The sequence below is a fragment of the Flavobacterium frigoris PS1 genome (assembly GCF_000252125.1).
Taxonomy (GTDB): domain Bacteria; phylum Bacteroidota; class Bacteroidia; order Flavobacteriales; family Flavobacteriaceae; genus Flavobacterium; species Flavobacterium frigoris_A.
Window position 1 is genome coordinate 652,989 of the sequence record NZ_AHKF01000018.1, and the last position, 15,027, is coordinate 668,015.

A 15,027-nucleotide genomic window follows, 5' to 3' on the forward strand; every position below is an offset into this window, starting at 1 on the left:
TTAAAGGGTTTTAGTTCATTTTGAGAATTCTCTCGCGGAGAAAGAGGGATTCGAACCCCCGGACCTGTAACAGTCAACAGTTTTCAAGACTGCCGCATTCGACCGCTCTGCCATTTCTCCAGTGAGCGACAATCATTTGCTGATTGCGAGTGCAAATATAAGGTGCTTTTTTGGTTTTCACAGCCTATTTGGGTAAAAAAACGGACTATTTTTAAATTTACTTTTTAATTGTTTCATTCTCTTTCTATTAGCGATTGAAATAAAATTAAAAACAATTAAGAATAGTTCTAATAGTTTACGTATTCCGTTATTTCAAGGCCGTAACCTATCATTCCAACACGTTTTTCTTGTTGAGTATTAGATACCAATCGAATTTTTGAAATGTCTATATCGTGCAAAATTTGTGCTCCAATACCAAAATCTTTGCTGTCAATTTTGATTTTTGGCGCTTTGATTTCTCCAGCTGCTTGTATTACTTTTAGCTCAGATAAGCGGTTCAATAAATTTACCGATTGCATGTCTTGGTTTATAAAAATCACAGCTCCCTTTCCTTGCTCATTAATCACCTTAAACATGTCGTCTAATTGTTGGTCTTCATTATTAGTCAGGGTTCCTAACAAGTCATTATTTACTTGTGAAGAGTGGATTCGTGTTAAAACGGCATCGCCTAAATTCCAAGTGCCTTTTGTTAAAGCAATATGAATTTGTTTATTAGTTGTTTGTTCGTATGCTCTTAGACGGAACGCTCCAAAACGGGTTTGGATATCAAAATCTTCTTTTTTTATGATTAGGCTGTCGTGTTGCATTCTGTATGCTACAAGGTCTTCGATAGAAACCAATTTCAAATCAAATTTTTTGGCCACTTTTACTAATTGTGGTAAACGAGCCATGGTACCGTCGTCATTCATGACTTCTACAATAACCCCGGCCGATTTAAATCCGGCAAGTCTTGCAAAATCAATTGCTGCTTCCGTATGCCCAGTTCTTCTAAGAACACCACCTTGTTTTGCAATCAATGGAAATATATGTCCAGGTCTGGCTAAATCATGCGGCTTAGTATCTCCAGATGCCAAGGCTAATACAGTTTTAGCTCTATCACCAGCAGATATTCCTGTAGTTACTCCGTTTCCTCTTAAATCAACAGAAACCGTAAAGGCTGTCTCCATTGGATCAGTATTGTTAGTAACCATTACATGCAGGCCCAATTCTTTACAACGGCTTTCAGTTAATGGTGCGCAGATTAATCCGCGGCCGTGTGTAGCCATGAAGTTAATCATTTCTGGAGTGACCATTTCGGCTGCCGCCAAGAAGTCACCTTCGTTTTCACGCCCCTCATCATCAACGACAATAATGATTTTTCCTTGTCGAATGTCTTCTATTGCTTCTTCAATTGTGTTAAGTTTTATTTTACTTGTAACCATGATAAGGATTTATTTTTTTTTGGATGGAAATAATTTTTGAAATAATTTTTGGAGCGGAGCTAAAATAACGTCCATATTTATTAAGCCAATGTCATTTGTTGCTCTGTAGGTCAGCAGTATGGCCAGTGGCGTCAAAATAAAAGAGGACATCCAAGCACCCATAAAAGGAGACATGCCGTTTTCTTGTGCTATTCTTTTTCCAAAAGTGTTTATAAAATGAAATGAGATGAATATAAGAACTGCAAAAATGATGGGTAGCCCTAGTCCACCTTTCCTGATGATGGCACCCAGCGGAGCACCGATAAAAAACATCATAACACAAGCAAATGCGATCACGAATTTATCGTAGAATGCTAGTAAATGATTGTTGATGTTTTTCTGTTTGTTGGCTAAGTTGACTTGAGTCGCATCGATAGAATAGCCCGTGCTAGTTACATTGCTGCTAGCCATTTTTAAGATTTCTGATTTTTGCTCATTAGTGTATAATGACAAAATGTTGTCAGGAAGCTTTTTATTTACTTTCATACCAGTCTTTTCAAGAATAATTGTACTAGCGCTATTTTGTGGTATTCCGGTTCTCAAATTAATATTTTCCGAAAAGGAAATGATATCTGTTTTGAAGTTTTTATCCAATGAATCGAGGGTGTATCGCAATTCATTTACCGTTAACATGGTATTAGTGTTGGCAATGTTCTCGTCGTCAACATCTACTTGGTTTAGTTGGGATAAATCGATATTAATGGTGTATTTCTTGAAAGAACTTTTAGCAAAAGGTAATTTACTGCGGTCTTCATATTTTTTAGGAACAAGGTCTTCGTAGTAATTACCATCATTCAAGACTAACTGCAGTATGCTTGATTCTTCGCTACTAATCAATATTCCGTCTTTGGCTTTTATTACGGTTTTGCTTCCATCACCAATGTTCGATTTTTTATGAATAGTGATACCGGTCAATACATTACCGTTTTCTCCTGATTTTTTGTTGACTTTGATGTTGTATAAGCCCACATCACTAAACTGGCCTTCCGTTATAGCCATTGCGGGTTTTACTTGCGCAATGTTTTTCCTGAAATTGATAAACTTATATTCGGCAAAGGGGATGACATTATTGGCAAAAAAGAATGCCACAACACTTAGTAGTAGTATGAATACGGTTAAGCTTCTCATAGCTCTTTGTAAAGAGATACCAGAAGATTTCATCGCCGCAAATTCATAATTTTCAGCCAGGTTACCAAAAGTCATTATGGAAGCCAATAAAATGGACAGAGGTAATACCAAGGGAATTATTCGAGGCATCGAAAAAAGTAGAAACTTAATAATTAAAGATATATCCAAATCTTTACCGGCTAACTCGGCTATAAATAGCCAAACCGTTTGAAGTATGAATATAAAAAACAAGATTACAAATACCGTAGTAAATGTAATCAGGAATGTTTTTAATAAGTATTTGTCGAGAATTTTCACCTAATAATTTAATCTAATTTATTGATGTAGTAATTTGGATATTTACTTTCGGCAAAGGTAAATTGATTTTTTGACAAAGGTTGATTGGTTTTAAAAGAATTAACGGTTAAAGTTGTTTTTGTTCCTTTTTTCCCCACTTCAATTAAATTATAGATGTGTTTTGTTTGCACATCAATACCCAAAAGGATTTCTTTTCTTTGATCTTTGGCATTTGTGGGAACTAACTTGATGTATTGTATCTTTCTACCTCTTACATCTTGTAGGATATCCATTGAATATCGGTAACCACTATTGAAAAAAGTCAACATTTTTGATGGCGTAATAGCACTGTCGTCTTTTTCGTTTAGATTTGATATTGTGATTTCTTCATCTTCTGGCACAATAGTGTATGTTTTCTTTCCGTCAAAGATTTTTGTGATCCCCATAAAATTCAAAACATATTGGTCGTTTTTCATGGTAACGTTTCCTTTACTGTCTTGATTAATATTTTCCTTAGCGTTATTTAAAGAGTATTTAAAATCAATTACGATATTATTATAACTTCTTACTTTTGAGGTTACCTGATCTAAAAGGGCTTTTGCCTTTTTGTCTTGGGCTTGTGTCGAAAAGCTAAAAAGAAGAATAAAGGTAATTAGAATAAATTTTTTCATAGTATTAATTATTTTGTTCATTGTTAAAAAATTGGTCAAGAGAACTCATGTCCAGGATATTTACACCACGTGCTTTACTTCCTTCAAACGGTCCTACAATTCCGGCTGCTTCAAGTTGGTCTATTAATCGACCGGCTCTATTGTAGCCCAATTTTAGTTTTCTTTGCAACAATGATGCCGAACCTTGTTGTGCATTCACAATAATCTCGGCGGCTTCTCTAAACAAAGTATCTCTTTCGGATATATCCACATCAAGATTAATGCCACTATCTTCTCCTACAAATTCAGGAAGCAAATAAGCGGTAGCATATGCTTTCTGTGAGCCAATGAAATCAGTGATTTTTTCTACCTCTGGAGTGTCTATAAAGGCACACTGTACACGTACTATATCATTTCCATTAGTGTAAAGCATATCTCCACGTCCTATTAATTGGTCAGCTCCTGCGGTGTCTAATATAGTTCGGGAATCAATTTTTGAAGTCACTCTAAATGCTATTCGCGCTGGGAAATTCGCTTTTATCAAACCAGTTATCACGTTTACCGAAGGTCTTTGGGTTGCAATAATTAAATGGATTCCTATGGCACGGGCTAATTGGGCCAAACGGGCAATGGGAACTTCAACCTCCTTACCGGCAGTCATTATCAAATCGGCAAACTCATCAACTACTAATATTATATAAGGTAAAAATCGGTGTCCATTGTCTGGATTTAATTTTCGTGCTTTAAATTTTTCATTGTATTCTTTAATATTTCGTACCATCGCGTCTTTCAACAGCGAGTAACGATTGTCCATTTCTACGCATAAGGAGTTTAAAGTATTAACCACTTTAGCATTATCAGTAAGAATTGCATCTTCTGAATCGGGAAGTTTAGCTAAATAATGTCTTTCAATTTTGTTAAAAAGCGTTAATTCAACCTTTTTTGGGTCAACCAAAACAAACTTCACTTCAGCAGGGTGTTTCTTGTATAATAAAGAAGTTAAAACGGCATTTAAACCAACAGATTTTCCTTGTCCAGTAGCTCCAGCCATCAATAAATGGGGCATTTTTGCTAAATCGACAACAAAAGTTTCATTTGAAATTGTTTTGCCAAGGGCAATTGGTAATTCCATTTCAGCTTCCTGAAACTTCGCTGAGCCTATTACGCTCTTCATCGAAACCATGGTAGGATTCTTGTTTGGAACCTCGATTCCAATAGTTCCTTTCCCAGGAATAGGGGCAATGATACGAATCCCTAATGCTGAAAGCGATAGTGCGATATCATCCTCAAGATTCTTGATTTTTGATATACGGATTCCCGCTTCAGGAACAATTTCATATAAGGTTACTGATGGACCAACAGTCGCTTTAATTTGAGCAATTTCAATTTTATAGTTACGAAGGGTATCAACAATCCTATTTTTATTTTCTTCTAATTCTTCTTGGTTAATCGTAATACCTCCAGTAGAATATTCTTTTAGTAGATCAATTGTTGGGTATTTGTAATTGGATAAATCCAAAGTTGGATCGAATAGACCAAAATCAGAAACGAGTCTAGATGCCAGATTCTCCTCAATAATTTCTTCTTCCGGAGCAGTTTCAACAACGAAAGTATCATCAAGAGTCGAGCTGTTATCCGCTGCGGCAACTTCGGCGGCTGTTGGTTTAGGACTAGGAGTGAGTTTGATTTCTGAGGAATTTGAAATTGTGGGTTTCAATGCTTCTTTATCCACTTCAAACTGGGAAGGTTTTGGTTTTATAACAATGTCTTCCCGTTCTTTTTCTTCAGTTACCGCAAATTCTTCCAAATTGTAAGCGCCGTCACCTTTTGGAGCAGCTGCTGTCCCTAAATCTGATTTGATTTCTTTTTTAGTGTTTTCGAAAAAGGACTGAATCTTTTCCGGAGATAGTTTTATTTTAAATATCACATAAATGATAAGTCCAAAAATTAGAATCAGTAGAGTTCCGGTTTTTCCAATATAATCCTGCAGAAATAAATTTAATTCATAACCTACCGTACCGCCTAATTCAGGTAATGAGGTTGCGAAAAAACCTAATAAAACGGATATGATAATTAAGGCAAATAAATCCCAAAACCAGATCCCTTTTAGCTTTTTTGTTGGCATACCAAGAATCATGAAGAGTCCTGTCAGGAAAAACAATCTTACAAATAAGAAAGAAGCAAGTCCAAAACCTTTGTAAACAATAATGTCAGCCAGAAAGGCTCCAAATTTACCTAACCAGTTCTGAACGGTTTCGGTTCTATCTGTCAATTCAGAAACAGCACTTTGGTCTTCTTGTCCGTGGATGTAAAAGGATGTAAAGGCAACCAATAAAGCGACAGAAAACAATATAAGAAGACTTCCCAAAACGATTTTGTGCTGTTTTGTTAATTCCCATGGTTTATCTGCTTTAGTTTTAGAATTTGTTTTCTTGTCTAAAGGTTCTCTTTTTGTTGTTTTTGTCATTCTTATTGGTGCTTAATGCCTATGTAATTCTTGGAATATAAATAATGAAACCGATAATTATTGCAGTTATAGCTGCAAAAAAAACAGCTCCAGCCGCAATGTCTTTTATAAAACCAATTCTTTCATGATAGTTGGGGTGGATAAAATCGGCTACTTTTTCGACAGCAGTATTAAGACCTTCAATGCTCATCACTAAGCCTATGGCCATGGTTTGAAAAAGCCACTCTGTAGGAGTAATACCAAAATAGAATCCAGCAACGGTCAACAAAATTCCAATTGAAAATTGTACCATTATACTGTGTTCCGTAGTGATTAACTTCGCCGCACCTTTAAAAGCGTAGGAAACACTTTTTAACCTTCCTGTAATGAAAGTGTTGTCTTTTTGAAATTCCATTGATCCCTAATTATAGTACTGCTAGAGCAGCTTCGTAATTAGGTTCGTCTGCAATTTCTGATACTTGTTCAGTATGGATGATAGTTCCGTTAGCATCAGTTACAATAATTACTCTTGAATGCAAACTAGCAAGCGGCCCGTCAAGGATTTCTAAACCATTTGTTTTACCGAAGCTTCCTTCTTGAAAATCAGATAAGTTGATCACGTTTTCTAGCCCTTCAGCACCACAAAAACGTTTTTGTGCAAAAGGTAAATCTCTAGAAATACATAATACGGTGGTGTTTTCTAAATTCCCAGCAGTTTCGTTAAATTTTCTAACAGATGCAGCACAAGTTCCTGTGTCAACACTTGGAAATATATTTAGAATCAATTTTTTACCTGAAAAATTACTTAACGAAGCAACTGAAAGGTCATTTTGTATCATTTTAAAATCAGCTAGTTGTGAACCTACTTTTGGTAATTCACCTGATGTGTGTATCGGATTTCCTCCTAATGTTATTGAAGCCATTTTTTGTGTTTTTTGTTAAGGTTCAAAAGTATGAAAATTATTTAAGAATTAGTCCTGAAACTTCGGGATAAAGTTGGCCATTTTAGAAGTATCGTCAAACTATTGTAAACCAATTCGTTTTTTTACGAATCTGTTTTAAATGAAAAAAACGTACTCATTTCTAAGTGCGTTTTTATACTGTTTTTCTAAAGAATTGATTTTATTTATCAATAGAACCTAAAACTCTTTTCATAAAAGTATTGAGAGCTTCTTTTTTATCGGTTCCGTTTTTCACCATTTTATGTACCTCAATGGCGCCATACATATTAGAAATTAGTTCTCCTATAACATCAAGTTCTTCGTCTTTCAATGAAGGAATTTCAGTCATTGCTTCTAGAACTTCAATAGTTTCTATAATATAATCTTGATCGTTATCTTCTATAAATTGTGTTAGATGCTTTATTACAGGTAATTTCATGTTTTTTTTAGTTTAAAGTTTAAGGTTTTGAGCTACTATTAATTTACTCCAAAAGTTTAAAATTAGTTATAAAGTCAGGTAACATTAAACTTTAAACCAATAAATCATTAAACAATTTCGTTCACTAATTCAATTAGCACTTCTTGTTTATTTGTTTGCGTTTCGTTTACCAGTTTACCATTCACGAAAGTGGCAAAAGTAGGAAGGTTACTTACATTAGCGAGTTTCCTTGATTCTGGAGAATTTTCAGCATCTACAAGTACAAAAGTGATTGATTCATTTTCTGTGGCTAACTTTTTGAATTTAGGTTTCATGATTCGGCAATTACCGCACCATGAAGCAGAAAATTGTACTACAACTTTATTGTTTTGGTTGACCAAATCAGCTAAAGTATCTTCGTTTAAATCGATTAACATAGTTGTTTTTTTTAGTTGCAAAGGTTCAAAGGAACTAAGTTGCGCAGGTTTATTTTTAAAGCAGAAAGTAGCAAAGGTTCAGAGGCACAAAGTTTGTTGAAACTTTGAAAATCGCCACAGCAAAAAAACTTTGCCGCTTGATTCCTCTGAACCTCAGTTGCTTTTATTAGTTTAAGCTTAAGTATTCAGCAGTACTTTTTCTGTCAGCACTCATTGCTTCTTTACCAGCTTCCCAGTTTGCAGGACAAACTTCTCCTTTTTCTTGGATATGAGTATAAGCATCAACCATGCGTAAGTATTCATTTACGTTACGACCTAATGGCATATCGTTAACACTTTCGTGGAAGATTTTTCCTGTTTCATCAATTAAATAAGTAGCTCTAAAAGTTACATTAGATCCTTCGATTATAACTGAGTCTGTTTCTTCGCTATATTCAGTAGAATCAATATCTAGAATCCCTAAAATGTTAGATAAGTTTCTGTTAGTGTCAGCAAGGATTGGGTAAGTAACACCTTCGATTCCACCATTATTTTTTGGAGTGTTTAACCAAGCAAAGTGTACTTCGTTAGTATCGCAAGAAGCACCAATTACGATTGTATTTCTTTTTTCAAATTCAGGTAATGCCGCTTGAAAAGCATGTAGTTCTGTTGGGCAAACAAAAGTAAAATCTTTCGGGTACCAAAACAAAAGTACTTTTTTGTTGTTATTTGTAGCTTCTTCAAAAATGTTTATTTTCATGTTGTCTCCCATTTCTGAGATAGCATCAACTGCAATACTTGGGAATTTTTTTCCTACTAATGACATAATTATATTGTTTAGTGTTTGTTTAATATTGTGCAAAAGTAGGCATTAAGAAACGCTGTTCATTATCGATTTCAATTATATATTTTTATCGAATTATAGTTTTTGCTTATCGGTTTAAAAGATAAAGCCATAACTTACATTAAGTCATGGCTTTATCTTTTAAACTGAATAGAAAGTGGCTTTTTTTGTTATTTTTTATAAGCCAATTGTCTAATTTTAATATTAAATGCTGCAAAAATTAATGTCATAAACGGGCTCAAGATATTAAAAAAGGCATAGGGTAGGTAATCCAGGGTTGACACTCCCAATGTTCCGGACTGATAGGCACCACAGGTATTCCATGGAATCAATACAGAGGTTACTGTTCCAGAATCTTCTAATGTTCTACTTAAATTTTCAGGAGCCAGGCCTTTCTCTTTGTAGGCTTTAGCAAACATTTTTCCAGGAACGACAATAGCTAAATATTGATCAGAAGCAGTTATGTTTAAAGCCAAACAACTTCCTACGGTTGAAGCAAACAATCCAAAAGTAGTGTGCGCCATTTTTAGAAGGGTTTGACTTATTCTTGATAAAGCGCCAATGGCATCCATAATACCACCAAAGACCATCGCGCAAAGAATTAGCCAAATAGTACCCAGCATTTTTTGCATCCCTCCAGATGTGAATAGATCGGCAAGGGTTTTGTTGTCGGTTGGTATTACTATTTTACCAGTAATGGCATCCATTACTCCCTTGTATCCAGATTTGAAAGTCATATGATCAACACCTGCAATTTGGTTGACGATATGCGGTTGAAAGATAATCGCAAAAACAGCCGCCAATAGAGTTCCCACTAAAAGCGCAACTAATGGTTCCGTTTTTTTAATAATTAAGCCTATTACTATTAAAGGTACTAGGAATAGCCATGGCGAAATTGTAAAGGAAGTTTCAATATCAGCTAAAAGGCTTGCGATATCGACATTCCCTTTGATCTCAACAGATAAGCCCAAAATAATGAATAGTATAAGGGTGATTGCATAGGTTGGTATCGTGGTTAAGGTCATATATCTGATATGTGTAAACAAATCAGTACCAGCCATAGCAGGAGCAAGGTTAGTAGTATCTGACATTGGAGATAATTTATCTCCAAAATAGGCTCCAGAAATTACTGCTCCAGCGACCATTCCTAAATCGAAACCCAATGCGCCACCCACGCCTATCAACGCAATACCAACGGTGGCACTTGTTGTCCAGGAACTCCCTGTGGCTATAGAAATTATCGAACAGATAATCAAAGTGGCAGGTAAAAATATAGCAGGACTTAAAATTTGTAATCCGTAATAAATCATTGATGGGATTATCCCACTAATTAGCCAAGTTCCGGCCAGCGCACCAACCATAAGTAATATAAGAATAGCACCCACGGTTGATTTAATATTTTCAGCAACCTCCTCCATCATTTTCTCGAAAGTGACTTTATTGAAAAATCCGACAATGGCGGCAACAGCAGCGCCTAATAATAGAACAAATTGATTACTTCCACTCAAAGCATCATCTCCGTAAACTGCAACATTATAGCCTAACATTGCTATAAGTGCCACTACTGGAATTAAGGCTTCGGTTATCGATAATTCTTTGTTTCTGTTAATTTTGGTATCCATACTATTACGTTTGAGATTGCAATATAGATAAAAAACTATGTAAAAGCCTAAACTGATATTTAATAAACAACTTGATTTAAAATAGCGGTTTTAAAAAGAGTACTACTTTATTTAACACCCATTTTTAAGCTTAGGTATTGACTTTTAGTCAGATGTGATTTGGGTTATATTTGTATACACTCTGATAAAACAATTGAATTACGGGGATTGTTGAAAATATTTTTTTTAAATTCTTCTATATCCCATTAATATAAACGGGTAAAATTCCTTTACAGCAGGTGTCATTTAGTAATTGCAGAGCGGCATTCTCTTGAAACTCTATAAAATCTTGATAAACCTGTACAATTCCAGTAGCGGATTGTAAATTAGGAATAACTTGTAACGCATAAGGGTTGCCAAATACATACAGCACGCAGTTTTTTGAGTGTAGTAGCTGCTCTAATATTGATAAAACTTCAGGTGCTATATCGAAATTATTCATTGGTTTTGCTTTCGGAACATATAAGGCAATAACAACAGTATCAAAAAGACTAAGGTCTTTGTCCAAAGACGTAACGGTTTGTCCCTCTTTTTCGTTAGCTGAGAATAATGGTGCTTTCAGAGTTGGATTCAGGGCATTAAAAAAGGCATTGTCAATTTCTTTATGAAGACTTAGTAAGGCTAATGTTCCTTTTTTGGATGTCTCCAATACCATTGCAGTGTTGTTATTGTCTTTAATTTTAGTAATGCTGTTTTGCGCTATTTTACGGTTCAATAGAGATGTTGTTTCAAAATCTAATTTTGCAGCAATAGTCTGAATATTATCTAAAAGTCCTGCTTTCTGTTTGCATTTCATCAAACGGACATAGCTTTCATCAATGCGTTCTGTTGTTGCATTTTTAAGGATCTCCTGAATGCCTTCAGAGACATTTTCGGCAAAACACAATACATCATTTCCAGCATGGAAAGCTTCCCATTCTAATTGGCCTTTTTTGTCGTACAGTTTAGAAACGCTATGCATATTCAATGCGTCCGAAATTACTAATCCATCATATTCCAATTGCTTTCGCAAAAGATCTTCAATTACGGGTTTTGATAAAGTGGCCGAAGTGTCTTTTCCTTCATTTAAAGCAGGAACTGCAAGGTGGCCAATCATGATGGAGTCGACATCATTTTCAATTCCTTTGATGAATGGATACAATTCATTTTCTAATAATTGTTCCAGATTTTCTTCTAAAATAGGCAAACCTAAATGCGAATCTACATTAGTGTTTCCGTGACCAGGGAAATGTTTTAGGCATCCTAAAACCCCTACATCACTCATTCCTCTTAAATATTCTAATGCAAAAGTGGCTACTTTTTCCTTGTTTTCACCAAAAGAACGGTATCCAATTACGGGATTATTGGGGTTGTTATTAATGTCAGCCAATGGAGCTAAATTGTAATGAATCCCTGCAGATTTTAAGTCCAAGCCAATTTGCTTTCCCAATTCGTAAACTAAATGAGATTCACTGTCAGGCAAAGCACCTAGTGTAATGGCATACGGGTATTGAGGTGTTTTTTCGACACGCATGGCTAAACCCCATTCGGCATCAATACTCATTAAAAGGGGAATAGAAGCGCATTTTTGATAACGTAAAATAAGATCTTGTAAACGCTTGTAACTATCATCATTAAAGACTATTTTTTTCTTGGTTTCATAATTCGTAGCTGCACTGGCTCTACTATGAAAAAAAGTTAATCCACCTATATTATGTTCTCTGATTAATTGTTCAGTTGCCTGAATATTTTCTTCAGAATCGTTTATAAAAACGGCTGGGAAAAAGAATTGTCCTACTTTTTGTTCTAATGTCATATCTGTTTATTTAACCACAAAGTACACAAAGAATGCACTAAGTTAGCAAGGATTGTTTTTTACTTCTTTGCTCATTTTTTATTCTATCTTCATTAGCTTAAATGACTTTTATGTTTATGACTTTTCTTGACCTACCTTTTTTCCAAATTCTTTCGGGTAAATTAAAAACCTTGACAGAATTAATCCAGGGACTGTAGCGAGGAAAACCCAGATAAAGAAGTTTCCGTAGCCTAAATATTCTTGAATAAATCCGCTAAGCATTCCGGGCAACATCATTCCTAGTGCCATAAATCCAGTCGCAATAGAGTAGTGGGAGGTTTTTGATTCGCCATCAGCAACATATATCAAGTACATCATAAATGCTGCGAAACCAAAACCGTAGCCAAATTGTTCCGCTATAACTGTAGCATAAATATAATAAACGGAGGAAGGGTGAAAATGTGCGAGAAGTACAAAACCAATAATAGGTAAATGCATCGCTAATATCATTGGTAACATCCATTTACCAAGACCATCTCTAGAGATAACAATTCCCCCTATGATTCCTCCAATGGTTAGTGAAATAACGCCAAATGTACCGTAAATAATCCCGACGTCTTGCGTAGTTAAACCCATTCCTCCAACAGCAATATCATCTATTAGAAAGGGAGTTAACATTTTTAATAATTGCGATTCGCCTAATCGAAACAACAAAATAAAAGCAAGAACGATTGCAATTTGTTTCTTTTGAAAAAAGCTCGAAAATACTGTTGCAAAACTTGATTTTTCAGCTTCTATCGAGTTTTTAACGATTGCTTTTTCTGTTTTTGGCGTAGCAAAATAATTATAGATAGTAATTAAAGTCATCAATAGGCCAACGATAATCATGGTGTAAGACCAAGCTTTTTGTTTGTCACCATATTCTTGTTCTAAATAACCTCCAATAATTACAATCAAACCATTTCCGGTAAGCATGGAAAGTCTGTAAAAAGTACTTCGGATTCCAAGAAAAAAGGATTGTTGATCCTTTTCTAAAGCCAACATGTAAAAACCATCACTGGCCACATCATTAGAAGCCGAGGCAAAAGCAGCAACCCAGAAAACGGCTAAACTGATTACAAAGAAATGATTCATGGGAATAGAAAAACCCACAATTAAAAAGGCAATCGAGATAAGTAATTGCATGCTTAAAAACCACTTTCTTTTAGTGGAGTATAAATCAATAAAAGGGCTCCATAATGGTTTTATTACCCAAGGAAGATATAAAAGACTGGTGTAAATACCGATATCTTCATTGCTGATTCCCAGATTTTTATACATGATTACCGAAACCGAAATAATAATAGCATAAGGCAGGCCCGAGGCAAAGTTTAAAATAGGTATCCAGTACCAAGGTCTATTGTCTATTTTCATTATTTAAGGGACTTTGGAGTGTTTTGGTTTCTGCTGTATTTTTCAGTAAAGTTGCTGCGCTTTCATTACCATAGAAATCGATAAATGAAAGGGCGTAGCTATTGTTTTTTTCGAATTTATTTTTTTTAATAACGATAGAAATGCTGTCCTTTTTTTCCTTTATGGCAATTTTGTCAATAATTTGACTCGGATCGGTCACGTCAATTTTTTCCAAGTTCTTAGCGGCATAAACCAAAACGTAGCGCACTTTACTTTTTGCTGGATAGTTGATGGTGTAAGTGTAAAAATCATTGTCTTTGGTTGCATTACAAACTGTTGGGACGTCCACAACCGTTTTCCTCGAATTAGGAACCACATAAGGAAGTGCAGGATATTTGTATTGGTTGTTGATTAGTAATTCGGTAACAGCTTTGTTTCTGTTGACAAATGATTTGGCACTAAAGAAAGCGTTTCCATTAATGTTTTTATAAGATCTGGTTACATCAATCTGATTTGGTATTTCAGAAGGAACATTCCATCTTTTGTCTGAATCAGTGTTGATCTTGTAACTCCCATTTCCAATGTAAACTGCGGTATTTTTTGAGTTTTCAGCCCACCATTTTAAAAGTTTTGTATAAGAAGCCGTACGGTGATCCATGCTCCAATATAATTGTGGCAGAATATAATCGACCCAGCTGTGTTCCATCCACGCCATTGGATCAGCAAATAAATCATCGTAGTTCGTTTGGCCAGACTGTGTGTCGGAACCTTTAGGATCCACTGATTTGTTTCGCCAAACTCCAAACGGACTAATACCAAATTGTACCCATGGCTTGATCGTTTTTATTGAGTAGGAGCAATATTTTACGAAATTATTGACATTGTAACGTCGCCAATCAGGGAGGCTCATTCCAGCTCCGTATTTCTTAAAGGATGCAGAATCATCAAATTCTTGTCCCTGTATTTTGTATGGATAGAAATAATCATCAAAATGGATGGCATCAATATCATAGTTTTTTACTACCTCGTCAACAACTGCAATCAAATGAGTTTGAACATCAGGCAAAGCAGGATTATAGTAATATTTTCCACCATATTTAATCATCCATTCGGGATGTTTGAAGAAATCGTGCGTTGGACTTAAAACTGAAGTATTTAGATCCATAGTAGCACGATAAGGGTTTAGCCAGGCATGAAATTCAAAACCTCTATTGTGAGTTTCAGTTATCATCCATTCTAGGGGATCAAAATTATCAGCTGGTGCTTTTCCTTCTTTTCCTGTTAAATATTTAGACCATGGAGCCAATTTAGAGGGGTAAAAAGCATCACCCACACTTCTGATTTGAACAATCACGGCATTATAATTTAGTTTTTTGTAAGTATCTAAAATTTCAATGAAGTCTGCTTTTTGCTTTTCAATAGGGTCAGTACCTGCTTTTGGCCAGTCAATATTTACAACAGTGGCAATCCACACCGCTCTGAATTCACTTTTGGGATGTGTAACGCTTTCTTGGGCATTCCCGTTCGAAAAGTAAAGTAAAAAAAGAGGAAGGACTACTAATAAGTGCTTGAATTTATTCATTATAAATCTAATTTTAGGGTAAATCAAAAGTAGTTTTTT

Annotated in this window: 13 protein-coding genes and 1 tRNA gene; all 14 read right to left on the reverse strand. The window is 35.2% G+C overall.

Annotated features, from left to right (window positions below; all coding sequences use genetic code 11):
- Positions 1-35 precede the first annotated feature (35 nt).
- The 14 genes from HJ01_RS11615 to HJ01_RS11680 all read right to left on the reverse strand — a co-directional run bounded on the left by HJ01_RS11615 (position 36) and on the right by HJ01_RS11680 (position 14,988).
- Positions 36-120: transfer RNA gene (locus tag HJ01_RS11615), tRNA-Ser, on the reverse strand.
- A 167-nt stretch (positions 121-287) separates the two neighbouring features.
- Entirely contained in the window at positions 288-1,421 is a 1,134-nt protein-coding gene (gene ribB / locus HJ01_RS11620) for a 3,4-dihydroxy-2-butanone-4-phosphate synthase (RefSeq protein WP_007138618.1), read from the reverse strand.
- Positions 1,422-1,430: 9 nt separating this feature from the next.
- On the reverse strand, positions 1,431-2,885 hold the full coding sequence (locus HJ01_RS11625) for an LptF/LptG family permease (RefSeq protein WP_040473878.1): 1,455 nt from the start codon (positions 2,883-2,885) through the stop codon (positions 1,431-1,433).
- 8 nt (positions 2,886-2,893) lie between these two features.
- A complete protein-coding gene (locus tag HJ01_RS11630) occupies positions 2,894-3,535 on the reverse strand; it encodes a LolA family protein (protein WP_007138621.1) in 642 nt (213 codons plus the stop codon).
- 4 nt (positions 3,536-3,539) lie between these two features.
- Entirely contained in the window at positions 3,540-5,981 is a 2,442-nt protein-coding gene (locus HJ01_RS11635; RefSeq protein WP_007138622.1) for a DNA translocase FtsK, read from the reverse strand.
- A gap of 19 nt (positions 5,982-6,000) precedes the next feature.
- Positions 6,001-6,375 (reverse strand): diacylglycerol kinase family protein, encoded by a 375-nt coding sequence (locus HJ01_RS11640; protein WP_007138623.1) that lies wholly within the window; start codon positions 6,373-6,375, stop codon positions 6,001-6,003.
- 10 nt (positions 6,376-6,385) lie between these two features.
- A complete protein-coding gene (gene tpx / locus HJ01_RS11645) occupies positions 6,386-6,883 on the reverse strand; it encodes a thiol peroxidase (RefSeq protein WP_007138624.1) in 498 nt (165 codons plus the stop codon).
- A gap of 199 nt (positions 6,884-7,082) precedes the next feature.
- Entirely contained in the window at positions 7,083-7,340 is a 258-nt protein-coding gene (locus HJ01_RS11650; protein ID WP_007138625.1) for a DUF6952 family protein, read from the reverse strand.
- Between the two features lie 107 nt (positions 7,341-7,447).
- The gene (locus HJ01_RS11655; RefSeq protein ID WP_007138626.1) at positions 7,448-7,756 is read right to left on the reverse strand and encodes a thioredoxin family protein; all 309 of its coding nucleotides are present in this window, start codon (positions 7,754-7,756) and stop codon (positions 7,448-7,450) included.
- Between the two features lie 166 nt (positions 7,757-7,922).
- The gene (locus HJ01_RS11660) at positions 7,923-8,561 is read right to left on the reverse strand and encodes a peroxiredoxin (protein WP_007138627.1); all 639 of its coding nucleotides are present in this window, start codon (positions 8,559-8,561) and stop codon (positions 7,923-7,925) included.
- 188 nt (positions 8,562-8,749) lie between these two features.
- The gene (gene nhaC / locus HJ01_RS11665) at positions 8,750-10,201 is read right to left on the reverse strand and encodes a Na+/H+ antiporter NhaC (RefSeq protein ID WP_007138628.1); all 1,452 of its coding nucleotides are present in this window, start codon (positions 10,199-10,201) and stop codon (positions 8,750-8,752) included.
- A gap of 235 nt (positions 10,202-10,436) precedes the next feature.
- A complete protein-coding gene (locus HJ01_RS11670; RefSeq protein ID WP_007138629.1) occupies positions 10,437-12,035 on the reverse strand; it encodes a glycoside hydrolase family 3 protein in 1,599 nt (532 codons plus the stop codon).
- Between the two features lie 114 nt (positions 12,036-12,149).
- A complete protein-coding gene (locus HJ01_RS11675) occupies positions 12,150-13,427 on the reverse strand; it encodes an MFS transporter (RefSeq protein ID WP_007138630.1) in 1,278 nt (425 codons plus the stop codon).
- Entirely contained in the window at positions 13,411-14,988 is a 1,578-nt protein-coding gene (locus tag HJ01_RS11680) for a glycoside hydrolase family 10 protein (RefSeq protein ID WP_007138631.1), read from the reverse strand. The genes HJ01_RS11675 and HJ01_RS11680 overlap by 17 nt, the downstream gene beginning before the upstream one ends.
- Between the last annotated feature and the right edge of the window lie 39 nt (positions 14,989-15,027).